21 protein-coding genes and 1 pseudogene are annotated in these 23,732 nt (G+C 62.9%); 12 read left to right on the top strand and 10 right to left on the bottom strand.

All coding sequences use genetic code 11. From position 1 onward, the window contains the following. Nucleotides 1–126: 126 nt before the first annotated feature. The 5 genes from nusG to ABIF91_RS33670 all read right to left on the bottom strand — a co-directional run bounded on the left by nusG (nt 127) and on the right by ABIF91_RS33670 (nt 5,149). Nucleotides 127–681 (bottom strand): transcription termination/antitermination protein NusG, encoded by a 555-nt coding sequence (nusG, locus tag ABIF91_RS33690; protein WP_028177956.1) that lies wholly within the window; start codon nt 679–681, stop codon nt 127–129. Further along, nucleotides 681–872 carry a preprotein translocase subunit SecE gene (gene secE / locus ABIF91_RS33685; RefSeq protein WP_007611620.1) on the bottom strand — a complete coding sequence of 64 codons (192 nt, stop codon included), beginning with the start codon at nt 870–872 and terminating at the stop codon, nt 681–683. Before secE ends, nusG begins: the two co-directional genes overlap by 1 nt. 339 nt (nt 873–1,211) lie before the next feature. Then, a complete protein-coding gene (locus ABIF91_RS33680; RefSeq protein ID WP_424579842.1) occupies nt 1,212–2,504 on the bottom strand; it encodes a methyltransferase domain-containing protein in 1,293 nt (430 codons plus the stop codon). 128 nt (nt 2,505–2,632) lie between these two features. Next, nucleotides 2,633–3,976 carry an IS1380-like element ISBdi2 family transposase gene (locus tag ABIF91_RS33675; protein ID WP_208086440.1) on the bottom strand — a complete coding sequence of 448 codons (1,344 nt, stop codon included), beginning with the start codon at nt 3,974–3,976 and terminating at the stop codon, nt 2,633–2,635. A 207-nt stretch (nt 3,977–4,183) separates the two neighbouring features. Next, nucleotides 4,184–5,149 carry a lysylphosphatidylglycerol synthase transmembrane domain-containing protein gene (locus ABIF91_RS33670; RefSeq protein ID WP_051393895.1) on the bottom strand — a complete coding sequence of 322 codons (966 nt, stop codon included), beginning with the start codon at nt 5,147–5,149 and terminating at the stop codon, nt 4,184–4,186. On the opposite strand from ABIF91_RS33670, the gene ABIF91_RS33665 reads away from it, so the two are divergent. Genes ABIF91_RS33665 through ABIF91_RS33640 form a run of 6 tightly spaced genes read left to right on the top strand, consistent with a single transcriptional unit; the run spans nt 5,130 to nt 9,707 of the window. Then, nucleotides 5,130–6,158 carry a DegT/DnrJ/EryC1/StrS family aminotransferase gene (locus ABIF91_RS33665; RefSeq protein WP_424579631.1) on the top strand — a complete coding sequence of 343 codons (1,029 nt, stop codon included), beginning with the start codon at nt 5,130–5,132 and terminating at the stop codon, nt 6,156–6,158. The two genes, ABIF91_RS33670 and ABIF91_RS33665, sit on opposite strands and share 20 nt — an antisense overlap. Next, a complete protein-coding gene (locus ABIF91_RS33660; RefSeq protein WP_028177953.1) occupies nt 6,148–7,266 on the top strand; it encodes a DegT/DnrJ/EryC1/StrS family aminotransferase in 1,119 nt (372 codons plus the stop codon). The genes ABIF91_RS33665 and ABIF91_RS33660 overlap by 11 nt, the downstream gene beginning before the upstream one ends. Next, nucleotides 7,263–8,069: a sporadic carbohydrate cluster 2OG-Fe(II) oxygenase gene (locus ABIF91_RS33655; protein WP_028177952.1), complete on the top strand. Its 807-nt coding sequence runs from the start codon at nt 7,263–7,265 to the stop codon at nt 8,067–8,069. The genes ABIF91_RS33660 and ABIF91_RS33655 overlap by 4 nt, the downstream gene beginning before the upstream one ends. Beyond that, nucleotides 8,062–8,454, top strand: a complete 393-nt coding sequence (locus ABIF91_RS33650; RefSeq protein WP_028177951.1) for an LIC12192 family sporadic carbohydrate cluster protein — start codon at nt 8,062–8,064, stop codon at nt 8,452–8,454. The genes ABIF91_RS33655 and ABIF91_RS33650 overlap by 8 nt, the downstream gene beginning before the upstream one ends. Before the next feature lie 25 nt (nt 8,455–8,479). Continuing rightward, nucleotides 8,480–9,145, top strand: coding sequence for a class I SAM-dependent methyltransferase (locus ABIF91_RS33645; RefSeq protein ID WP_028177950.1), 666 nt, complete (start codon nt 8,480–8,482; stop codon nt 9,143–9,145). Further along, a complete protein-coding gene (locus ABIF91_RS33640) occupies nt 9,123–9,707 on the top strand; it encodes a WbuC family cupin fold metalloprotein (RefSeq protein ID WP_050995247.1) in 585 nt (194 codons plus the stop codon). The genes ABIF91_RS33645 and ABIF91_RS33640 overlap by 23 nt, the downstream gene beginning before the upstream one ends. Nucleotides 9,708–10,060: 353 nt before the next feature. On the opposite strand, the gene ABIF91_RS33635 is transcribed toward ABIF91_RS33640, so the two are convergent. The 4 genes from ABIF91_RS33635 to ABIF91_RS33620 form a co-directional block, all read right to left on the bottom strand. Continuing rightward, nucleotides 10,061–11,395 (bottom strand): IS1380 family transposase, encoded by a 1,335-nt coding sequence (locus tag ABIF91_RS33635; RefSeq protein WP_424579841.1) that lies wholly within the window; start codon nt 11,393–11,395, stop codon nt 10,061–10,063. A 97-nt stretch (nt 11,396–11,492) separates the two neighbouring features. Next, nucleotides 11,493–12,622, bottom strand: a protein-coding gene (locus ABIF91_RS33630; protein ID WP_129557670.1) for an IS3-like element ISRj2 family transposase whose coding sequence is annotated in 2 segments (ribosomal slippage) — nt 11,493–12,370 and nt 12,370–12,622 — 1,131 coding nt in all. Because the reading frame shifts where the segments join, the coding sequence is not laid out codon by codon here. Nucleotides 12,623–13,397: 775 nt separating this feature from the next. After that, entirely contained in the window at nt 13,398–14,741 is a 1,344-nt protein-coding gene (locus ABIF91_RS33625; RefSeq protein WP_424578699.1) for an IS1380-like element ISBdi2 family transposase, read from the bottom strand. Nucleotides 14,742–14,879: 138 nt separating this feature from the next. Then, nucleotides 14,880–15,640, bottom strand: a protein-coding gene (locus ABIF91_RS33620) for an IS5 family transposase (protein ID WP_110115998.1) whose coding sequence is annotated in 2 segments (ribosomal slippage) — nt 14,880–15,301 and nt 15,301–15,640 — 762 coding nt in all. Because the reading frame shifts where the segments join, the coding sequence is not laid out codon by codon here. Nucleotides 15,641–15,781: 141 nt separating this feature from the next. Between ABIF91_RS33620 and ABIF91_RS33615 the strand changes: the two genes are divergently transcribed. After that, entirely contained in the window at nt 15,782–16,504 is a 723-nt protein-coding gene (locus ABIF91_RS33615; RefSeq protein WP_035696257.1) for a hypothetical protein, read from the top strand. Between the two features lie 781 nt (nt 16,505–17,285). On the opposite strand, the gene ABIF91_RS33610 is transcribed toward ABIF91_RS33615, so the two are convergent. Next, nucleotides 17,286–18,554: an IS256 family transposase gene (locus tag ABIF91_RS33610; protein WP_038952271.1), complete on the bottom strand. Its 1,269-nt coding sequence runs from the start codon at nt 18,552–18,554 to the stop codon at nt 17,286–17,288. A gap of 212 nt (nt 18,555–18,766) precedes the next feature. Between ABIF91_RS33610 and ABIF91_RS33605 the strand changes: the two genes are divergently transcribed. The 5 genes and pseudogenes from ABIF91_RS33605 to ABIF91_RS33585 all read left to right on the top strand — a co-directional run. After that, nucleotides 18,767–19,921: a methyltransferase domain-containing protein gene (locus ABIF91_RS33605; RefSeq protein WP_424579840.1), complete on the top strand. Its 1,155-nt coding sequence runs from the start codon at nt 18,767–18,769 to the stop codon at nt 19,919–19,921. After that, nucleotides 19,914–21,119 (top strand): class I SAM-dependent methyltransferase, encoded by a 1,206-nt coding sequence (locus ABIF91_RS33600; RefSeq protein WP_028182220.1) that lies wholly within the window; start codon nt 19,914–19,916, stop codon nt 21,117–21,119. Before ABIF91_RS33605 ends, ABIF91_RS33600 begins: the two co-directional genes overlap by 8 nt. Before the next feature lie 3 nt (nt 21,120–21,122). Continuing rightward, on the top strand, nt 21,123–22,163 hold the full coding sequence (locus ABIF91_RS33595) for a Gfo/Idh/MocA family protein (RefSeq protein ID WP_028182221.1): 1,041 nt from the start codon (nt 21,123–21,125) through the stop codon (nt 22,161–22,163). A gap of 195 nt (nt 22,164–22,358) precedes the next feature. Next, complete coding sequence (locus ABIF91_RS33590) at nt 22,359–22,679, top strand: hypothetical protein (protein ID WP_035696254.1); 321 nt, start codon at nt 22,359–22,361, stop codon at nt 22,677–22,679. 456 nt (nt 22,680–23,135) lie between these two features. Continuing rightward, nucleotides 23,136–23,711: pseudogene (locus tag ABIF91_RS33585) on the top strand (transposase); the annotation flags it as partial. Between the last annotated feature and the right edge of the window lie 21 nt (nt 23,712–23,732).

Below are 23,732 nucleotides of genomic sequence, written 5' to 3'. Positions count from 1 at the left end.
CCTGTTGTGCCGGCATTTCGCCGGCGGTTTCAGGTTCGTGGTCGGGATCGATGTGCGGCTGGCAACCGCCCTCGTCCTCCCACGGCCTCTTGTCGCGCAAGGCCTGAAGCCTCACGCCTCGTCCGGTCAGACCTTCTCGACCTGACCGAATTCCAGCTCGACCGGCGTTGCGCGGCCGAAGATCGACACCGCGACCTTCACGCGCGAGCGCGCCTCGTCGATCTCCTCGACGACACCCGAGAACGAGGCGAACGGGCCGTCGGCCACACGCACGTTCTCGCCGATCTCGAACGAGACCGACGCCTTCGGCCGTTCCACACCCTCCTGCACCTGGTGCAGGATGCGCATGGCCTCGGCCTCAGAGATCGGCATCGGCTTGTTTTCCGCGCCGAGGAAGCCCGTTACCTTCGGCGTGTTCTTGATCAGATGGAACGCCTCGTCGGTCAGCTTCATCTTCACCAGCACATAGCCTGGGAAGAACTTGCGCTCGGCATCGATCTTGCGGCCGCGGCGCACTTCCGTGACCTTCTCGGTCGGAACCAGCACCAGCTCGAACAGATCCTCGAGGCCGCGCTGCTTGGCCTGCTCGCGGATCGATTCGGCGACCTTCTTCTCGAAGTTCGAATAGGCGTGAACGATGTACCAGCGCTTGTCGGACAATTGAGCGGTTGCCGTTGCCATCAGTGAATGCCCAGGAGGAAGGTGATGAGGTAGCGGATGATCTGGTCGGCAGCGAAGAAGAAGATCGAGGCGACGGCGACCATGACGAACACCATGATGGTGGTGATCGTGGTCTCACGACGGGTCGGCCAAGTGACCTTGGCGGTCTCCGAACGCACTTCCTGCAAGAACTTGAACGGGCTGACTGCCATCGTTTTGATGTCCAACGTCCGTCGACAGACGCGAATGAATTTCGGGGATCCGAACAGCCGCCGTTGGCCCAGCCCTCTGTCTCGAAGGATGAGCCGGAAACCGGGCTCGATTGTTCGGGGATTTCAAAGCCGCGCCGGAAATCCGCGTCTAACGGGCCGGCTGCGAGTGCGGGGTAAATACTGCGGATGGGGCCAAAGGTCAAGATATGGGGGGCTTCGCGGCGAGAAGCCGGCGTCCTCAGGCGACCATGCACACCCCAAGGAGGATCAAGGACTTATCCTCCGTCCCAGCGGGGGCGAGATCAGCCCGGAACCTCCCTGACCAACCCGCCGCCCGGATCAGTCGGCCCGGTCGACCATGGAAACACCCGGTAGCGGCACCAGGAACTTTCCACCCTCGGCGAAATAGCGGGCGTGCTTGGCCCGGATCGGGTCGACGTAGCGCCAGGCGAAGACCACGACAAACGCTGGCTTGCGCTCGTAAAGGGCCGCCGGGGGCAGAATCGGAATGTCGTAACCCGGGCCTGCCATCACATTCCCCTTCTTGGGGTCGTCGTCCACCAGGAAGTCGATCTTGTTCTCCAGGCCGAACTGCGGGAGCAGCGTCGTGGTGCCGACCGAGACACCGTAGCCGGCGACCAGCTGCCCCCGCGCATGGGCGGCATCGGCCATCGCGACCAGCTCGTCGCGGATGGCCGCGATCCTCTTCACATAGGGCGCATAATAGGCCGGCTGATCGACGCCGAGCCGGTCCTCCTCGGCGATGAACTTCGCGACCTCCGCTGACGGCTTCTTCGCACCGCCGGCGCGCTGGACCGTCACGCGGATCGAGCCGCCCTTGGTCCAGATGTGCTGAACGTCGATCACTTCCATGCCGAGCCGCGCGAAGAAGCGCGTCAACGGCTTGATGTTAAAATACGACAGATGCTCGTGATAGACGGTGTCGAGCAAGTTCTTCTCGGTGACATCGACGCCGTACTGCGTCTCGAAGACGAACAATCCGTCCGGCGCGAGCACGTCGCGAACCCCGATCACCAGCGGATCGAGATTGTCGACATTGGCGATCATGTTGTTGGCGATCATGACGCTCGCCGCACCATGGCTTTGCAGGATGCGGTGCCCGATCGCGTCCGTGAAGAAATCGCCGATGGTCTCAATCCCGGCTTCCGTCGCACGCCGCGCGATGTCGACAGCGGGATCGACACCCAGCACCCGCATGCCGCGCTCCTTGAAGAAGCCGAGCAACGATCCGTCATTGCTGCCGAGCTCGACGACAAGCGAGCCCGGCGCGATCCCGAAGCGGCTGACGACGTCGTTGGCATAGCCTGCGAAATGCTCCCGCAAGCCGAGCGAGAGCGAGGTGGTATAGACGTAGTTGCGGTACTGGATCTCCGGATTGCCGACATGGAGAATCTGGAGGTGGCCACAGTCCCGGCACAGATGCAGAGCCATCGGTACCGCGGCCCGGAAGACGGGATCGTCGACGCTGGCGTCCGGCACCTGGAAGTTCGGCGTGCCAATGGGCATGCCTGCCAGCGGGACGACCAGCTCCTGCTTGTCCGAATGGCAGAGGCGGCAAGTTTGGCGGACGTAGCCCGTCCTATTCGTGAGAGTGCGGCTTTTGGGCCCGATTGATGCGGCCGCACATCTTGTCTGACGAGGCGCACAGGATTGCCTTCGGCTTTTCGCCGCCTGACGACCGGTACTTTGCAACGCGCTTGAGGGATGGGTTGGGCGAACGGGGGCGGACGCCCCGCCGGTCAAGGACCGAGCGGCAGCAGCGCGCCGGGCAAGCCGCAGATCAGGTCGGCTTCGGGACATGCCGCGGCAAACGCAAGGCGAATGCGGCTCGTGGTCTCGACGACACGGGCGGCGATTTTCAAGAGCCGAAGACGCAGCGTCGCGAACTCGGCAGCGGCCAATTCCCGGGCTTTGGGAATGGCGTCGCGCACGGTCAGCATCAGCCAATAAGCGGCCGTATGGAGCACGAGACGGACCTGGTTGGCGAGCGCCGAACGGCAGCTGGTGCGATCGGAGGCGAGCTGCGTCTTATGCAGCTTGATCAGATTCTCGGCTTGGCCGCGCGCGCAATACAGGCTGTCGTAGATCCACTCGGCCGAGCCGACATCGAGGCTGGTGACGACGAAGCGGATGTCGAGGCCGAGCATCGTCGCCTCAATACGGGCGACAGTGCGCCGTTCGCGATCCCAGGACTTTGCCTTGTGGCGCGTCTCGGTATAGCCACGCAGAACCGGCAGGTTCTCGATGGCGCGTCGCGTGCGGATGTCGTCGGCGACCTCGTCGACTTTTCTGGCGAGAGGCTTGGTGCCGGACAGACCGAAGATGTAGTCGATGCCGTTGGTCTCGCACCACGCCATTGCCTCCGGCCGGGCATAGTGCCCGTCGCCACGGAACGTAATTTGCGTGTTGTGCCATCGCGTCCGGATATGCCGTACCAGGCGGCGCAGATGGGCACGCACCTCGACGCCGCCCGGCGTCTTGCCGGGCCGCAGCACGACGGCCACGGGCCGGCTCTTCTCCGTGTCGTAGACGTGGATCGGCAGGAAGCAGCGTTCGTCATAATGAGCGTTGAACAGCGAGAGCTGCTGATGGCCGTGGACGACGTCGCAGGTATCATCGATGTCGAGCGTGACGGATGCCGGCTCGCGCGGGTAGCTATCCATCCATGCGTCGACCAAAGTGTAGGTCAGCCGGATCACGTCGCGCAGGCGCGGAGCATTCTCCAGCCGCGACAGCGTCGGCTGGGAACACAAATCCCGGCCCGTGTCCGGTAGGCGACCGCAGGCCAGCTTGAATGCCGGATCGGACCTCAGATGATCGAGGTCGTCGGCGTCCTCGTAGCCGCAGCAGATCGCGAACATGCGAGCGCGGAACATATCGACCAGGCTGTGCACGACCCGCGTCGGATCGCGCCGATCCGGGAACACCCGGGCCAGATTGTTGGCCAAACCGAGACGCCGCTCGGCCATCGCCAGAAGCATCACGCCCCCGTTCGAGGTTAGGCGCCCACCATCGAAGGCAGCTGTGACTTTCTTGGCGTGAACGGCTGGAAACGAGAAGGGCGGAATCGTATCGTCGGTCATGGCGGGCGTGGCGTTCGCGGTTGGAGGTGATGGGGTTGGCTTCGCAACCGAATCCTACGCCGCATCAGCGCTTTACCCCTCAGGCGCACTCTTACGAATAAGACGGGGTAGAACAGGTTTTTCATCGTGGAACCGAGATATGAGATACGCGAGCGAATGAGATAATCCCACCCTGTGAAGACCAGATCGGCAATGGGCTTATGCAGGTCATGAGTGGCTCGAGACTTCCGTGCCCTGCCCCAGCGCGAAACCGGGCGCTTCCTCCGCCGCCCTGGCGGCCTTGTCAGCGGAATACGACCCGCGCTCCGGACTCGCCAGCCAGATCACGCCGCCGGCGAGGCCAACGATCACGCTGATGGCACCCAGCAGGAGTGAAACCGACAGCGCTTCCTCGGACGGCACACCCGCAAGACCGAGGCAGGCAACCATCGCCCCCTCACGCACGCCCCAGCCGCTGATCGAGATCGGAACGGCCGTCAACAGCACGACCGGCGGGATCAGGATGCCCGCGTCCAGCACGGAAAGCTGCGCTCCGACTCCGCGCGCCAGGGTGTAGCAGGCGGCCGCCGTCACGAGATGGATGAGAAGCGCGGATCCGAACAGCAAACCGCGGCGCTCGGATTGCAGCAGAAGAAACCTGACGAGCGCTCCGAACCGGACAAAGCTTGCGATCGCGGGAAGCGCGATGAGGCGTTTCGGCAGACGGTCGAGCGTCAACAGGACCACGGTGCCGGCGACGCCCGCCAGCGTCAATCCGCCGATGGCCAGGATCGCGGCCGGATTGGACACGCGTGACAGCAGAAACGGCAATCCGGCCACCATCAGCACGATCAGCCCGATCAACGCCGTGAAGCGGTCTGCCGCAACGCCCTTGACCGCCTCCGACCACTGCACGCCACGTTGGCGGAGCAGCCACATCCGCACCGCGTCCCCGCCGACCGACGACGGCAACACCTGATTGAACCAGAGGCTGATCATGAGGATCCGCCAGCCCGCGAGCCAGTTCAGCGGCACGCCCAGCGCGCGCATGATCAGCTTCCACCGGCCGTTGAGCACGAAGGTCTGGAAGAAGATCAGCGCAAACGCGACGACGAACAGGACAGTCGAGCAATTCGCCGACCCCGCTCCGATCCTGGCCGAGATCGGCCGGCTGGTGGCGACCGGTGACTTCACCCTTGGCAAGCCCGTCGCCGAATTCGAAAAGCGCTTTGCCGAGCTGATCGGCGTGCGTCACGCCATCGGCGTCGGATCAGGCACCGACGCGCTCAAGCTGCCGCTCAAGGCGCTCGGCATCGGCCATGGCGACGAGGTCATCACCGCCGCCAACACGTTCATCGCCACTGTCGGCGCGATCGCGGAGACCGGCGCGACGCCCGTGCTGATCGACTGCGACGACTCCTTCTGCATGAACGTCGACCAGGTCGAAGCCGCGATCACTGAGAAGACCAAGGCGATCATGCCGGTTCAGCTCACCGGCGAGGTCACCGACATGGGCAAGCTGATGGCGATCGCCCAGCGCCACAATCTTCCAGTTGTCGAGGATGCCTGCCAGGGCATCCTGTCGGAGTTCGCGGGAAAGCGCTCCGGCACCCACGGCATCGCCGCCGGCTTCTCGCTGCATCCGCTCAAGAACCTCAACGTCTGGGGCGATGCCGGCGTCGTCGTCACCAATGACGACGGGATGAACGAGCGGCTCCGCCTCATCCGCAACCACGGCATGAAGAACCGCGACGAGATCGCGATACTCGGCTGCAACTCGCGGCTCGATTCCCTCCAGGCGGTTGTCGGCAACTGGCTGATCGGCCAGACCAGCGAGATCACCCGGCGCCGGATCGAGAATGCGGCCTATTACGACGCGGGGCTTGCCGGCCTGCCCGGCCTGCGCATCCCGCCGCGCCGGCCCAACGTGAAGCACGTCTACCATCTCTACATGGTGTTCGCCGAGCGCCGCGACGAGCTCTACAAATACTGCCTGGACAACGGTATCGAGGCCAAGATCCACTATCCGATCCCGCTGTATCAGCAGGAAGGCCTCAAGCATCTCGGCTACACGCCCGGCACCTTCCCGGTCACCGATCGCCATGCCAAGGAAGTCATCAGCTTCCCCGTCGACCAGCATCTGACGCGCGCACAGCAGGACCGCGTCATCGAGACCGTCAGGAAGTTCTGCCATGGACGCTGACACCGGCCGCCGGCGCATCGGCTACGTCAATCTTCCCGCGCAATTCGAGGAAGAACGCGCCGAGATCATGCAGGCGGTCGAGGGTGTCTTCCAGCGCGGCGATTTCATCGGCGGGGCGGCGGTTGCGAAGCTCGAGGAGGAATTGTCCGCCTATCTCGGCTCCTCGCATGTCGTGACGCTGAATTCCGGCACCGACGCACTGATCCTCGCCATGCGGGCCCTCGACATCGGCCCCGGCGACGAGGTGATCACCCCGCCGAATTCGTTCGTGGCATCAACCGCCGCGATCATCGCGGTCGGCGCCACGCCGGTATTTGCGGACGTGCTGCCGGACCAGAACATCGATCCTGCCGCGGTCGAGGCTGCCGTCACCCCCCGCACCAAGGCGATCATGCCGGTGCATCTGACCGGGCGCATGGCCGACATGACCCCGCTGATGGCGATCGCGGACAAGCACGCGCTCGCCGTGATCGAGGACAGCGCCCAGGCGATCGGCTCGACCTATGACGGCCGGATGAGCGGCACCATCGGCACGTTCGGCTGCTTCTCCGCCCACCCGCTGAAGAATCTCAACGCCGCCGGCGATGCCGGCTTCCTCGTCACTGCCGATGCCGAACTCGCCGCGCGAATCCGCCGGCTGCGCAATCACGGCCTGATCAACCGCAGCGACGTCCAGGAATGGGGCATCGTCTCGCGGCTCGACACGCTTCAGGCCGAGGTGCTGCGCATTCGGCTGCGTCACCTGCCGTCGGTGATCGAACGCCGGCGGCGCAACGCCGCGCAATACCGCACCGAGCTCGCCGGCCTGCCGCTGTTCATTCCGCCCTGCCGCAACATCGAGTTCAACACCTTCCACACCTTCGTCGTGCAGACCGACCGTCGCAACGACTTCCAGAAATATCTTGCAGACAAGGGCATCGAGACCGCGATCCACTATCCGGTCCCGATCCACCTGCAGCCGGCGGCTGCGCATCTGGGTCTTGGCCGCGGCGCGTTCCCGGTGACGGAACGGCAGGCAGACCAGATCCTCACCCTCCCCATCAACCAGTTCCTCTCGGCCTCCGACATCAGCTATATTTGCGCGACCGCCCGGGAGTATTTTGCATGACGGACACGGACTTCCTCCACGCCGACGAGCAGGCGCTGGCGCAGCGCTTCATCGACGATGGCTTCGTCACCACGCCGGCTGACGATCGCGCCGGCCTCGACCGGATCCAGCGTCGTGCCGCCGAGCTCGCGGCGGACTATCTCAAGCTGCCGCACAGCAACGATCCCTACGCGATGCTCGACACCATCCACACGCGGGTGAGCGTGGACGATCTCAATGGGCTGCGGCTGCACGTGTTCAACGGCCTCAACGCCGAACCGTGGTTCCGGCCGACCTACTTTCGTCTGGCGCGCTCGACGATCGAGACCATCGTCGGCAACGAGCTCTGCATGCAGCGGCGCGTCAATCTCAGCATCCAGCTCCCCGGCGACAGCTCGTCGCTGCTCGCCACCCATTCCGACGTCTGGTCGGGCGACTCGCCGTTCGAGGTCGTGGTGTGGGTGCCGCTCGTCGACGTCCGCCGCACCAAATCGATGTATCTGCTGCCGCCGTCCCTGAACGGCGAGATGCAGGACCGGATGGCCAGCCTGCGCAGCGCCGAAGAGCTGTACAAGACCATCAAGCCGCACGCGACCTTCATCGAGATCCCCTACGGTTACGTGATGCTGTTCAACCAGACCCTGATGCACGGCAATCGCGTCAACGAGGAAGCCGGCACGCGCTGGAGCATGAACTGCCGTTTCAAGAGCATCATGTCGCCCTACGCGGACAAGCGCTTCGGCGAGTTCTTCGAGCCGATCCTGCTCCGCCCGGCAACGCGAGTAGGCATGCAATACAAGCTGCCCGGAGGCTTCCATGGCTGAGCGAGCCGGCCATCGCGGCTATATCGGCGCCCGGCCGCTGAACGGCAGCCGCACCCCGCAACACGTCCAGAACATCGTGATCCGCGACTACGCGCGGCGCAAGAACCTGCATTATCTGCTGAGCGCCGCCGAGCACACCATGCCCGGCAGCTACATGGTGCTCGAGGACATCCTGGACGAGCTGCCGCGGCTGCATGGTCTGATTCTTTACAGCATCTTCATGCTGCCGCCCGACGAGGCACGGCGGCGGCAGATCTACGACCGCGTGCTGCGCGAGGGCTGCGACCTCCACGCAGCGGTCGAGGAGATCACGCTGTCGTCGCAGAAAGACATCCAGACGGTCGAGGACATCCTGCTCGTCAATAAGTTCGCGACCATCCTGTGACGATGGCGCGGACCGGTTCGCCCCCATGACCGCGATCAACCTGCTCCAGCCGATGCACGCATCGACCAAGCGGAACTACGTCCAGCGCGTGGTCGAGCACGACAAGGCGGAATCCGCCACCGTCGCACGGCAATGGGGCCGCGACTACTGGGATGGCGACCGGCGCTACGGCTACGGCGGCTATCGCTATGACGGCCGGTGGCGCCCGCTGGCCCAGACCCTGATCGATCGCTACGGCATCAAGCCGGGCATGAGCGTGCTCGACGTCGGTTGCGGCAAGGGCTACCTGCTCTACGAGTTCACCCAGCTCGTCCCCGACCTCCGGATCGCCGGCATCGACATCTCCGACTACGGCATCGCCAATGCCAAGGAGGAGGTGCGGCCGCTGTTGACGGTCGGCAGCGCCGTCGAGCTCCCCTATCCCGATCACAGCTTCGATCTCGTGGTGTCGCTCGGCGTGCTGCACAATCTTCCGCTCGAGGACGTCTTCCGCGCCGTGTCGGAGATCGAGCGCGTCGGACGCGGCGCCTCGAAATATCTGATGGTCGAATCCTTCCGCAACGAGCGCGAGAAGGCCAATCTGCTTTACTGGCAGCTCACCTGCCTGAGCTTCCACGGTCCGGAAACATGGGCCTGGATCTACGACAAATGCGGGTATCGAGGCGACCATGGGTTCATCTTCTTCGAATGAAGCAGGCCTGCGCCGGCCGACCTCGTTGCGCGCGCAAAATCCGGAAGTGTACTATTCGGACGACGCGATCGTCACGGCAGACGACGCCACGATCGCGGAGCTGAAGCGTATCGCCACCGGCAACCCGCGCCTGCGCAGCCGGCTGTGCACGCATCCCGATCCCTCGTCGGGCCTGCACGAGATGCTGATCGTGCATCATCGCGAGGCCTATGTCCGACCTCACAAGCATTTTGGCAAACCTGAATCGTTTCACCTGATCGAGGGTACCGCGCAGGTCGTGATCTTCGAGGACGACGGCCGCATTCGCGACGTGCTCGAGATGGCACCCTACGGACATGCCGCCCTCTGCTATTACCGGATGCCCGAGAAGGTCTATCACTCGATCCTGATCACCTCGGAGTGGCTGGTGTTTCACGAAACCACCGCCGGCCCTTTCGATCCCTCCCGCACCGCATTTCCCGACTGGGCCCCGGACGGCAGCGACGCTGCCGCGGTCCAGGACTATGTCACGAAGATCGGCGCGCTCGCCGCGGAATATCTGAACAAACGAGTCAAAGCTTAGGACCATGGCCAATTCCGCCGGGTTCGATGATTCTCGAGTGAATGCAGGTCCAAGAGCAGCGGCTCTCCGAGAACGGGAGCGAGCGGGCGCTGGATATGTCTACGTGGGTCTGGCTCTCGCCTTTGTTGCGAGCGTGCCCGCGCTGTTCGCGCGAGAGATCTTCGGCGACGATTGGACTGTGTACTAGCCCGTCCTATTCGTGAGAGTGCGGCTTTTGGGCCCGATTGATGCGGCCGCACATCTTGTCTGACGAGGCGCACAGGATTGCCTTCGGCTTTTCGCCGCCTGACGACCGGTACTTTGCAACGCGCTTGAGGGATGGGTTGGGCGAACGGGGGCGGACGCCCCGCCGGTCAAGGACCGAGCGGCAGCAGCGCGCCGGGCAAGCCGCAGATCAGGTCGGCTTCGGGACATGCCGCGGCAAACGCAAGGCGAATGCGGCTCGTGGTCTCGACGACACGGGCGGCGATTTTCAAGAGCCGAAGACGCAGCGTCGCGAACTCGGCAGCGGCCAATTCCCGGGCTTTGGGAATGGCGTCGCGCACGGTCAGCATCAGCCAATAAGCGGCCGTATGGAGCACGAGACGGACCTGGTTGGCGAGCGCCGAACGGCAGCTGGTGCGATCGGAGGCGAGCTGCGTCTTATGCAGCTTGATCAGATTCTCGGCTTGGCCGCGCGCGCAATACAGGCTGTCGTAGATCCACTCGGCCGAGCCGACATCGAGGCTGGTGACGACGAAGCGGATGTCGAGGCCGAGCATCGTCGCCTCAATACGGGCGACAGTGCGCCGTTCGCGATCCCAGGACTTTGCCTTGTGGCGCGTCTCGGTATAGCCACGCAGAACCGGCAGGTTCTCGATGGCGCGTCGCGTGCGGATGTCGTCGGCGACCTCGTCGACTTTTCTGGCGAGAGGCTTGGTGCCGGACAGACCGAAGATGTAGTCGATGCCGTTGGTCTCGCACCACGCCATTGCCTCCGGCCGGGCATAGTGCCCGTCGCCACGGAACGTAATTTGCGTGTTGTGCCATCGCGTCCGGATATGCCGTACCAGGCGGCGCAGATGGGCACGCACCTCGACGCCGCCCGGCGTCTTGCCGGGCCGCAGCACGACGGCCACGGGCCGGCTCTTCTCCGTGTCGTAGACGTGGATCGGCAGGAAGCAGCGTTCGTCATAATGAGCGTTGAACAGCGAGAGCTGCTGATGGCCGTGGACGACGTCGCAGGTATCATCGATGTCGAGCGTGACGGATGCCGGCTCGCGCGGGTAGCTATCCATCCATGCGTCGACCAAAGTGTAGGTCAGCCGGATCACGTCGCGCAGGCGCGGAGCATTCTCCAGCCGCGACAGCGTCGGCTGGGAACACAAATCCCGGCCCGTGTCCGGTAGGCGACCGCAGGCCAGTTTGAATGCCGGATCGGACCTCAGATGATCGAGGTCGTCGGCGTCCTCGTAGCCGCAGCAGATCGCGAACATGCGAGCGCGGAACATATCGACCAGGCTGTGCACGACCCGCGTCGGATCGCGCCGATCCGGGAACACCCGGGCCAGATTGTTGGCCAAACCGAGACGCCGCTCGGCCATCGCCAGAAGCATCACGCCCCCGTTCGAGGTTAGGCGCCCACCATCGAAGGCAGCTGAGAGCTGGCCCCGGTTGTTTGGACAGCGCCCCGCTGGATTTAAGTGGATTCCTGCCGGGTTATGCTGAACGCGGGGCTTTACGGTTTTGTCGTTGCGTCGGGAGGGCGTAGCCCGACCAGAGCGACGACAAAACCGTCGGCGACGGTCATGCGGCCATCACCATAGCTTGCGTGCCGAAGTAAGCCTCGTCGGGCGTGCGCCCGTCAAGGCTCGAGTGAGGGCGTCCCTGATTGTAGAAGGCCAGATACTTGGCAATTGACGCTCGCGCCTCGGACACGCTGTCGTAGGCGCGGAGATATACTTCTTCGTATTTGACCGTGCGCCAGAGCCGCTCGACAAACACGTTGTCGCGCCAGGCGCCCTTGCCGTCCATGCTGATGGCGATCTTCGCGTCCAGCAGCACATCGGTGAACTCGAGGCTGGTGAACTGGCTGCCCTGATCCGTGTTGAAAATCTCGGGCCTGCCGTGCTTCGCCAACGCCTCCTGGACCGCTTCGACGCAGAAGGCCGCCTCCATTGTGATCGAGACGCGATGGGCCAGGACCCGTCGGCTGAACACATCGACGACCGCCGCGAGATAGACGAAGCCACGCCGCATCGGAATGTAGGTGATGTCCATTGCCCACGCATGGTCGGGCCGCTCGATCTTCAATCCGCGCAACAGGTACGGGTAGATCTTGTGACCCGGAGCCGGCTTGCTCGTGTTCGGGCGACGATAGACCGCCTCGATCCCCATGCGCTTCATCAGCGTCGCGATGTGGCGGCGACCGGCGTATACGCCCTCCCGCCGCAGCAACGATCGCAGCATACGCGCTCCCGCGAAGGGATAATCGAGATGCAGCTCATCGAGCCGACGCATCAAGGCAAGGTCCTCGGCCGAAACTGGCCGAGGTTCATAGTAGACCGTGCTGCGAGCCAGCTTCAGGACCTTCGCCTGGCGCACGATAGAAAGATCATGATCGCGGTCGATCATCGCTTTGCGCTCAGCAGGCCCGCCTTGGTGAGCGCGCCGGACAAAAAATCGTTTTCCAACGCCAGCTCGCCGATCTTGGCATGTAACGCCTTCAAATCGACCGGCGTCTCGGCCGATGTCTTGTCATGCCCAAACACGCCGGCGGCGCCTTCCAGGAGCTGGTTTTTCCAGATCGTGATCTGGTTCGGATGAACATCAAACAGTTGCGCCAGCTCCGCCAGTGTCTTGTCGCCTTTGACCGCAGCCAAAGCAACCTTCGCCTTGAATGCCGGAGAATGCGTCCGGCGGCTCTTCTTCGTCATCTTCGCTCCTGATTCGCAGCAAGAATCCTCGCCGCTGTCAGGCAGAAAATCCACTCAAGCTACTGTCCGAATTTGCGGGGCCAGCTCTCTGTGACTTTCTTGGCGTGAACGGCTGGAAACGAGAAGGGCGGAATCGTATCGTCGGTCATGGCGGGCGTGGCGTTCGCGGTTGGAGGTGATGGGGTTGGCTTCGCAACCGAATCCTACGCCGCATCAGCGCTTTACCCCTCAGGCGCACTCTTACGAATAAGACGGGTTAAGTTGAAGAAAGATTGAGTGACTCCCGATCATTTCTGTGCCGAAACGTGGAGTCGCGGTCGTGCCGCGTCCAAAGAAACCGGCGCGAGCGGCCTATTAGACGCGGTAGGTGCTCAGCCTCCGAAACGAGACTATCAAGCATGAAGAGATCGAGCGCGAGGCAGAGGTTTTATTTGTGTTGAATTCTTGCTTCTCGATAGTGGTCTGAAATCGTATCATCGGTCATGGCGGGCGTGGCGTTCGCGGTTGAAGGTGATGGGGTGGCTTCGCAACCGAATCCTACGCCGCATCAGCGCTTTACACCACGCTCGCCAGCCTCTCAGGCGCCCTCTCGCGAATAAGACGGGCTAGCCCGTCCTATTCGTGAGAGTGCGGCTTTTGGGCCCGATTGATGCGGCCGCACATCTTGTCTGACGAGGCGCACAGGATTGCCTTCGGCTTTTCGCCGCCTGACGACCGGTACTTTGCAACGCGCTTGAGGGATGGGTTGGGCGAACGGGGGCGGACGCCCCGCCGGTCAAGGACCGAGCGGCAGCAGCGCGCCGGGCAAGCCGCAGATCAGGTCGGCTTCGGGACATGCGGCGGCAAACGCAAGGCGAATGCGGCTCGTGGTCTCGACGACACGGGCGGCGATTTTCAAGAGCCGAAGACGCAGCGTCGCGAACTCGGCAGCGGCCAATTCCCGGACTTTGGGAATGGCGTCGCGCACGGTCAGCATCAGCCAATAAGCGGCCGTATGGAGCACGAGACGGACCTGGTTGGCGAGCGCCGAACGGCAGCTGGTGCGGTCGGAGGCGAGCTGCGTCTTATGCAGCTTGATCAGATTCTCGGCTTGGCCGCGCGCGCAATACAGGCTGTCGTAGATCCACTCGGCCGAGCCGACATCGAGGCTGGTGACGACGAAACGGATGTCGAGGCCGAGCATCGTCGCCTCAATACGGGCGACGGTGCGCCGTTCGCGATCCCAGGACTTTGCCTTGTGGCGCGTCTCGGTATAGCCACGCAGAACCGGCAGGTTCTCGATGGCGCGTCGGGTGCGGATGTCGTCGGCGACCTCGTCGACTTTTCTGGCGAGAGGCTTGGTGCCGGACAGACCGAAGATGTAGTCGATGCCGTTGGTCTCGCACCACGCCATGGCCTCCGGCCGGGCATAGTGCCCGTCGCCACGGAACGTAATTCGCGTGTTGTGCCACCGCGTGCGGATATGCCGTACCAGGCGGCGCAGAAGGGCACGCACCTCGACGCCGCCCGGCGTCTTGCCGGGCCTCAGCACGACCGCCACGGGACGGCTCTTCTCCGTGTCGTAGACGTGGATCGGCAGGAAGCAGCGTTCGTCATAATGAGCGTTGAACAGCGAGAGCTGCTGATGGCCGTGGACGACATCGCAGGTATCATCGATGTCGAGCGTGACGGATGCCGGCTCGCGCGGGTAGCTATCCATCCATGCGTCGACCAAAATGTAGGTCAGTCGGATCACGTCGCGCAGGCGCGGAGCATTCTCCAGCCGCGACAGCGTCGGTTGGGAACACAGATCGCGGCCCGTGTCCGGCAGCCGTCCGCAGGCCAGCTTGAATGCGGGATCGGACCGCAGATGATCGAGGTCGTCGGCGTCCTCGTAGCCGCAGCAGATCGCGAACATGCGCGCGCGGAACATATCGACAAGGCTGTGCACGACCCGCGTCGGATCGCGCCGATCCGGGAACACCCGGGCCAGATTGTCGGCCAAGCCGAGACGCCGCTCGGCCATCGCCAGAAGCATCACGCCCCCGTTCGAGGTCAGGCGACCGCCATCGAAGGCAGCTGTGACTTTCTTGGCGTGAACGGCTGGAAACGAGAAGGGCGGAATCGTATCGTCGGTCATGGCGGGCGTGGCGTTCGCGGTTGAAGGTGATGGGGTGGCTTCGCAACCGAATCCTACGCCGCATCAGCGCTTTACACCACGCTCGCCAGCCCTCAGGCGCACTCTTACGAATAAGACGGGCTAGACTAGGGTCCAGACTCAATTGAGCCAATATGCGACGAGAGCGGCGAGATGAACAGCGGCCAAAAAATTACGGGCGAGCTTGTCATATCGCGTGGCGATGCGCCGGAAGTCCTTGAGCCTGCAAAAGCAGCGTTCGATAACATTTCGTCCTTTGTAGGCGCGTTTGTTGAAGCGATGGATGACGACACGGTTAGATTTATTGGGGATTACGGGCTTGGCGCCACGACGAATGATTTCGCCGCGAAGCTTGTCGCCATCATACCCTTTGTCGGCGAGGAGCACGCTCATGGGTGGCGCGAGCGCCAGGACATCGGGAGCCGCAGCGATATCGGCATCCTGGCCTGGAGTCAGATGCAGGACGACCGGCCGGCAGAGCGGATCGCTCAGCGCATGGATTTTTGTCGTGCGGCCTCCGCGCGAGCGGCCGATTGCTTGATTGTGCTCCCCCCTTTTCCGCCGGAGGCACACCGGTGAGCTTTAATCGAGGTCGAGTCGAGCGACAGTACGACGCCGTCTTCGCCAGGCTTGGCCAGCGCTTCGAAGATTGCGCACCATCGTCCTCGCTTGGCCCAGCGATTGAAGCGATTGTAGATCGTCGTGTAAGGGCCGTATTCACGTGGACAATCACGCCATCGTGCACCCGATTGCAGCATGTGAATGATGCCGCTGACGATGCGTCGGTCGTCGTCCCGATCCGGCCCCGTCAGTCCCCTCGGCAGATGCGGTTCGATACGCGCCCATTGCCTGTCGTTCAGCCAAAACAAACCAGCGCGCATTCTCTCGCCTCCGAATCAACACGTAGGCAAGAGAATCACGTGGCGCTATTTAGGTACAGACCCTAGATCTACTGGACTCAGGGTCCAGCCGGCGTTGCTCGCGTGCTGTGGGAGTCGGCACACGCCGGCTTCGCAATTCCCATGACGCTGTTCGTGACGCTTTTGAACGATACTCCCGATGTCGCCGCACGGGTCATCGGACTGGGCTGTCATCTGGTTAACGGCTTGTTGCTCCACTCCATCCTGTCACGATCACCATATACGAGAAGGATCGCCGCCCTTGTCACGGCCATGTTCCTGCTCAGCCCTTTCTATGCAATTCGCCTGACACTCAACGCGGTCTACGACTTCTTCTTGCTGTTCTATTTGCTGTCCTACGCGTTCACATATTCGAAGTTACGGGCACTTCGATGGGCGGCGCCGTTCGCCTTGTTTTTCTCGTTGTCGCTTGAAATTCTGATCGCGCTTGAATCGCTCCGCATCATGCTGACCTGGTCCTCTCGCGAGCCGTGGAAGCGTAGGCTCGCGCGCCTTGCCCCATTCTGGCTGGTGATCGCGGCCGTGATCATGCTGCGTCTAACCATCCTGGGAAAGAGCGGTCACTACGGGCAGTACAGTTTTGTGCACGACCTCACCGTTATAGGCAACGCGCTACTCGAGCACCTCGCGCCCAAGGGCCTGTCCTACGCCGCCTCTCAAGGGATCGCACTACTGGGTGATTTCGTCTGGACGCTGCTGACGTTGGCTGCCATGGCGAGCTTCGCTCTCCTCTCTTCCAAGGCGTTATGGACACCTTGGGTGCTCGAGGGTCACGGCTCAATCAGACGTGTGCTGGCGCTGCTGATCCCGTACCGAAGGTCGTGAAGCTCCAGATAGAGAACAGCACCATCATCTCATTTCGGTCCCGGTGTCTCGGCGCCAATGACGTGAACGTTGGACAGATGATGTTGCGCGACGAAAAATGCGGGCGATCGTATGTCTATACAGATTATTGCGGAGATTTTCAGAACCCTGACCTCGTCCCGAGTGGCAACTGCACCGTTTCCTATCTCGAATTTTTCCCTGCCCGCCACGGCGAGAGACCTGGCGCTATCGCGCTACGCCGGGAATTCCGCCGCCCAACGACATCGGATTCGCCGCACTAATGAAGGCCGTCCTCGAGGAAGCGCCTTCGGCCACGCAAGGGCGTGGCGAGCTCATGCAACTGAAGGACGATCTGCCGACTGGCAAGAGGAGAATACCGACCACCTCGCCGCCGGCCTGGAGTACGCGGGTCCGCTTGGCTGCTGGCTCTACCCACGCCCGCCTGCGAGGATTCCGTTTCAGGAGCTCGATAGGCGCACTGCGGTGGTTAGGTTATACTATGGCGCCACCTGATGGTCGCAGCAGCGTCTGTCTCGACATCAACAAGTTGGATCGAGTCATCCCACTCATTTCGCCGCACTACACGGAACTGCAGCGGTGAGCGGGATGAGCCGGATGGGTTGTTCAAACGCGGCCGTGTTGTGACGCCGCGCTGTTCTGGCCGCCGGTGGCGCCGGGACAAGGCAACTTAGGAATTGTGGCGCAGGCTGAGCCACTATATAGGCTTCAACTACGTTGAGTTTTCACCGAGCTATGGCTGATTTTGGGTGACGCGGCCTGATCAGGCGGCGTGGCTTTCAGTGTTCGGAATGACTTCGATTCCGTCGATGAACTTTACACCGGCGATGACTTTCGGCAACTGGTTCGTGCTCTTCAATCGCCGCCAGGTCTTCGATGCGGCGTCGATGAGCTTGAACACCATCAGCTTCGCAGTTTGTTGCGACAGCGATCCCTTGGTCCGCACCGTTCGGTGGCGCACCGTGGCGAAGACGCTCTCGATCGGGTTCGAGCTGCGTAGGTGGATCCAGTGCTCAGCAGGGAAGTCGAAGAAGGCGAGCAGCGCATGGCGATCCTTGATCAGGCACTCCACCGCACGTCCGTATTTGACGTGGTATTTCTCGACGAAGACGTCGATCGCGGTTTCAGCTTCGGCCCGGTGTGGGGCCAGATAGATGTTCCGCAGGTCGTTCTTCATGGGGCCCTGCACGGATTTGGCGACCTTGTCGAGTACGTTGCTCACTTTATGGCACCAGCATCGTTGGTGCCGCGTGCCGGGAAAGGCCTCGTCCAGTGCCTTCCAGAAGCCGAGGGCGCCGTCGCCGATGGCGAGTTGCGGGGCAATCCGTAACCCGCGTTGCCGCAGGTCGATCAGGAGTTCGCGCCAGCTCTGCGCGCTCTCGCGCACGCCGACCTGGAAGCCGATCAGCTCCTTCTTGCCTTCCGGCGTGGTGCCAATCAGCACCAGCATGCATTCGCTGTGATCTTCCATGCGGGCCTGCAGGTACACGCCATCGGCCCAGATGTAGACATAGCGACGCGCCGACAGATCGCGTCTCTGCCAGCGTTCGTACTCGACCTGCCAATCGGCCTTCAGGCCGGCGATCACCGAAGGCGACAGGTTCGGCGCATCCTTGCCGAGCAGCGCCGAGAGCGCCTCCTGGAAGTCGCCGGTCGAGATGCCGCGCAAATAGAGGACCGGGATCAAGGCATCCAGGCTCTTCGTCCGCCGCGCCCATAGCGGCAGGATTGCCGAACTGAAGCGGAGGCGGTCGCCTGGCCCGCTCGCTCCGCGGTCGCGGACCTTGGGACGAGCGACCTCCACCGGACCGATGCCGGTCGCAATCTCGCGCACCGGACCGTGCCCATGTCGGACCAGGCGCGCTCGACCGTCGGGCAGCGTCAGATTGGCCGTGCTGGCCAGAAACGCGCCAACCTCGATCTCGATCGCCCTGGCAAGCAGGTCCCGCGCGCCGGCACGAACGATATCGGTCAGTGGATCATCAACCGCGGACGGCTGACGGAAAGCAAGAACATTGGTAGTCTCGGTCATGGCGTATCGCTCTCCTCGAGAGGTTCTGGCAGGCTCGTCACCCGCCTCGATACGCCGCCTTCCTCACACCGTCATCACCCAGATTCCGCCATAGCTCGTTTTCACCCGGGGCTGTTGTCCCCGTGTCATTCCTGCAAAGAGCCAGACCAGTGACCGACCATTGCCGCCTTTGCCATTCGGCCAACCTACGACCGGTCATCGACCTCGGCCTGATGCCGATTGCGCATAGGCTTCGGCACAGCCGAAACGAGCAGGAGGAACGGTATCCGTTCGAGGTGCTGGCTTGCGGTGAATGTGGCCTGCCGCAGATCGTCAAGCCCATCGATCCCGAAATTCTTTATCGCCAATTCAATTACAATTTCAGCAGCTGGAAGCCGGAGCCGCACCAGGCGGACGAGCTCGACACCATCGCGAAGTTCTCGAAACATCAGTCCGTGTTCGAGATCGGATGCAACGATGGCCTGTTCATGGACAAGCTGCGCGAGCGCGGCGCGAAGGTCTTGGTGGGCGTGGAGCCCAACCCTGTGTCGGGCAAGATCGCCCGCGAGCGCGGCATCAAGGTCTATTCCGACATGATCAGCCCGGCACTGTGTCACGACGCCGTTGCCCAGGCCGGCAAGTTCGACCTCGTCGTCTCGCGCCAGGTGCTGGAGCACATCGTCGATTTCGAGAACTTCTTCGACTGCGTGAAGATCGCGCTGCGCGAGGATGGGCTGCTGTTCATCGACGTGCCCGACTTTGATCCCGGTTCGACGGCGGGCGACCTCTCCGTCCTTTGGGAGGAGCACGTCAGCTACTTCACCGAGCCGACCCTGCTCGCGCTGCTGGCCCGCCGCGGCTTCGAAGCGATGTCCGTGAAGAAGTACAATTTCAGCGGCGGCAGCCTCGCGATCGCCGCTCGTCGTGCCGCTGGCCGCGTGACGCCGCCGGCTGCGCCGTCGGGAGTCGGCGAGAAGTTCGGTCAACGTGCACGGGAATATGGCGCGCGGCTTCGTCCGATCCTCGCCAAGGCCCGGGCCAATGGCGCCGAGATCGCCATCTACGGCGCCGGCTGCCGCGCCTGCACCTTCACCAATGGCCACGAGCTGGCGGATCTCGTCGACCTCTCGGTCGACGATCAGAAAGAGCGCCAAGGCTTGTTCCTGCCCGGCACCGGCATTCCGATCCGCTCGCCGGAGGATCTCGCCAGCAAGTCGGATCCGCTCGTCTGTCTTCTCGCCGTGAACCAGGAGAACGAAGCCAAGGTCAGTAGCCGGCTGCGCGAGAATGTGACGCGGCCGCTGCACATCGTTTCGATCTTCGCGCCCTCCGACATCTGGAGCGAGCTTGATCGTCTCGAGGCGGCCGCAGGGTCGCGGCATGGCTGAGGACAAGCTCTTCAACTACTACGAACGTCAGGACGTTCTGCCGACGTTCGGAAATTTCAAGTCGTCCGCCGAGCTCGAGGCTTACGGCGGCCAGCGGCGCGAACTGTTCTCGGACAAGCTGGTGCTGCCGCCGCGGCTGTTCCGCAATGCCGAGGTGCTCGAATTCGGTCCTGATTCCGGCGAGAATGCTCTGGTGTTTGCGGGCTGGGGCGCGAATATGACGCTCGCCGAGCCGAACCGGCATGCACACCCGAAGATCCAGGCCTATTTCGCTCATTTCGGCCTGACCGAACGTCTCCGCGAGCTCGCACTGGCCGATGTCGAGGGATTCCGCAACGACCGCGGATTCGACATCATCGATGCCGAAGGATTCATCTACACGGTGCAGCCGACCGAAAATTGGCTCGGCGTCTTCCACCGGCTGCTCAACCCCGACGGTTACGCCGTTGTGTCCTATTACGAGCGCCATGGCGGCTTCTTCGAGCTCGCGCTCAAGGCGATCCATGCGGCGAGCAAGACATTGACAGGCCGTCCTGCGCTCGAAACGGCGACGATGCTGTTCGATGCGAAATGGAGCAGCATTCCGCACACCCGCAGCTTCGAATCCTGGCTGATGGACGTGCTCGAAAATCCCTTCGTCCGGCATCGGTACTTCCTCGACGCGGCGGCCCTGTGCACCGCGGCGCATGAACAGGGCTTCGATATCCATTCGGCATGGCCGGCCTATCGCGACAGCTTGGACGTCTACTGGCACAAGAAGGTTCTGCCCGACGACGAGAAGCTGCGGCGCGCGGCGCGCCATCTCGACCGCAGCCGCCTGAGCTTCCTTGGCGGACGAAAGCTCTATCTGGTCGGCAACGCCGATGGAGTGGAGGCGATCTCGGCATCTATCGAGACGCTGGTTCTCGATGTCGATGCGATGATCGACCATCCCTTCGGCGAGAGCCTGCCGCGCGTGGTCGCGAGGCTCGCGTCCCTGCGCGAGACGATCCGGACGACGGACATTCTCGCGGACGATGCTGCCGACATCGAAGCCATCACGGCAACGCTCGACAGTTTCCATCGCATCTTTGGCGCGATCTTGCGACGGGATGCGTCCGCGGTCACTGCCCTTACCCAGACGGATCCGGCGTTCATCAACGCCTGGGGACAGCCGGCGCACTTCCTCGTCATCCGAAAGCGCTCCAAGGAATCATAGCCAGTGAAGCCAGGCATTGGCATCATCGGGACGGGCATGGTCGGCCAGATGTGCCACCTCGCCAATTTCGCTGCCAATCCCGCCTGCCGCGTCGTCGCGATCGCCGATCTCCGGCCGGATCTTGCTGCCGCCGCGGCACAGAAGTTCGGTATCTCACGGGTCTACGGCACGCACCGGGAGTTGCTTGCGGACAGCGAGGTGTCCGCCGTGGTCGTCGTCACGAAGCGGCGCGCGACCGGACCGATCGTCCTGGACGCGTTGAACAGCGGCCGCCACGTGCTGTCGGAAAAACCGATGGCCTACACGACGGTTCAGGCCGAGACACTGGTCGAAGCCGCGCGGCGACAGGACCTCATCTACAGCATCGGCTATATGAAGCGACACGACGCCGGTGTGGCACGCGCGCTGGCCGAGTTGGCGCGTATCCGCGCAGACCAGTCGCTGGGACGCATCGTCGCCGCGCGAGGCTGGTGCTTCGGCGGCGACACGGGCCGGGCGCAGGACAATTTCGTGATGACCGGCGAAGCGCGGCCGGACGGGCTCGAGCTCTGGGAGGATGGCCCCGACTGGATGCCGCACGCGATGCGGCCGGGCTACGACACCTTCTTGAATGTCTTCAGCCATGTCATCAATCTGGCGCGCTACCTGCTCGGACCAGCGCCGACGCTCCTCGAAAGCACGATCGAGGCTTCGGGTGCCGCGCGCATTGCCCTCGACTTCAACGGCATCGGTTGCACGTTGGATCTCGTGAACCGAGCCGAAGGTTCCTGGCGCGAGGGACTAACGTTCGATTTTGAGCGCGGCGGCCTGACCATCGAATTGCCCGCTCCCTTCGCCGACCAGGAGGCACAGGTCATCGTCGATCAGGACGGCGCATCCACCCGGCTGGTGCGCACAGCCAGTTGGGCATTTCGGCGCCAAGCCGACGCCTTCGTCGCCGATATCGTCGACCGGAAAATACCCCTGGCGTCAGGCGCGGACTCGGTGACCGACATCTCACTGGCGGAGATGGCCTACAGGCGGCGAGCCAGCGGCACAGCATGATCCGGAAGTTTGCGCAGCCGCCTCCAATGAGATCTGGCCTGGGGCTTCACGGCGTGATCAGGATTCAGGCATGACTCTGAAGCTTTGAGCCGCTTTGCGCCTTCAAGATCCCTTCTGCAATCGATCTATCGCGTATTCGATTGCCTGACCGAACTCGGGACTATCGTCATACGGCGTTACAAAGAACTTCGGAGTATGACGTTTGAACCCTTCCCCAGTCAGGCAGGCGAGGACGAGCGGGAATGTGCCAACGAGCGTCAGATCGGGAGCGAGGCTGTTGTTGCACGATGCGGGAAGACGGATCGCGTTAAGCACGCCGATCCTCGCATCGGCGAACTCGTCTTGCACTTTGTCACGGTGACTGGCGAGAATCACTATTTCGGCCTGTCGTTGCGTGATGCTGTGAATCTGCTGCTGCGATGGCAGCACGATGTAAAGCAGATCGCTTCAGCTCTCGCTGAAGGCACCGCGATAAGTTGCGAAGTCGAAGTGTCGACCAAACCGACGGTGAACTAGCCCGTCTTATTCGCGAGAGGGCGCCTGAGAGGCTGGCGAGCGTGGTGTAAAGCGCTGATGCGGCGTAGGATTCGGTTGCGAAGCCACCCCATCACCTTCAACCGCGAACGCCACGCCCGCCATGACCGATGATACGATTTCAGACCACTATCGAGAAGCAAGAATTCAACACAAATAAAACCTCTGCCTCGCGCTCGATCTCTTCATGCTTGATAGTCTCGTTTCGGAGGCTGAGCACCTACCGCGTCTAATAGGCCGCTCGCGCCGGTTTCTTTGGACGCGGCACGACCGCGACTCCACGTTTCGGCACAGAAATGATCGGGAGTCACTCAATCTTTCTTCAACTTAACCCGTCTTATTCGTAAGAGTGCGCCTGAGGGGTAAAGCGCTGATGCGGCGTAGGATTCGGTTGCGAAGCCAACCCCATCACCTCCAACCGCGAACGCCACGCCCGCCATGACCGACGATACGATTCCGCCCTTCTCGTTTCCAGCCGTTCACGCCAAGAAAGTCACAGCTGCCTTCGATGGTGGGCGCCTAACCTCGAACGGGGGCGTGATGCTTCTGGCGATGGCCGAGCGGCGTCTCGGTTTGGCCAACAATCTGGCCCGGGTGTTCCCGGATCGGCGCGATCCGACGCGGGTCGTGCACAGCCTGGTCGATATGTTCCGCGCTCGCATGTTCGCGATCTGCTGCGGCTACGAGGACGCCGACGACCTCGATCATCTGAGGTCCGATCCGGCATTCAAGCTGGCCTGCGGTCGCCTACCGGACACGGGCCGGGATTTGTGTTCCCAGCCGACGCTGTCGCGGCTGGAGAATGCTCCGCGCCTGCGCGACGTGATCCGGCTGACCTACACTTTGGTCGACGCATGGATGGATAGCTACCCGCGCGAGCCGGCATCCGTCACGCTCGACATCGATGATACCTGCGACGTCGTCCACGGCCATCAACAGCTCTCGCTGTTCAACGCTCATTATGACGAACGCTGCTTCCTGCCGATCCACGTCTACGACACGGAGAAGAGCCGGCGAGCTATGCGGGATTTTGGG

Origin of the sequence: Bradyrhizobium sp. USDA 241 (genome assembly GCF_049739505.1) — a bacterium.
Lineage (GTDB): Bacteria > Pseudomonadota > Alphaproteobacteria > Rhizobiales > Xanthobacteraceae > Bradyrhizobium > Bradyrhizobium liaoningense.
This window is presented reverse-complemented; position numbering and strand designations above follow the sequence as displayed.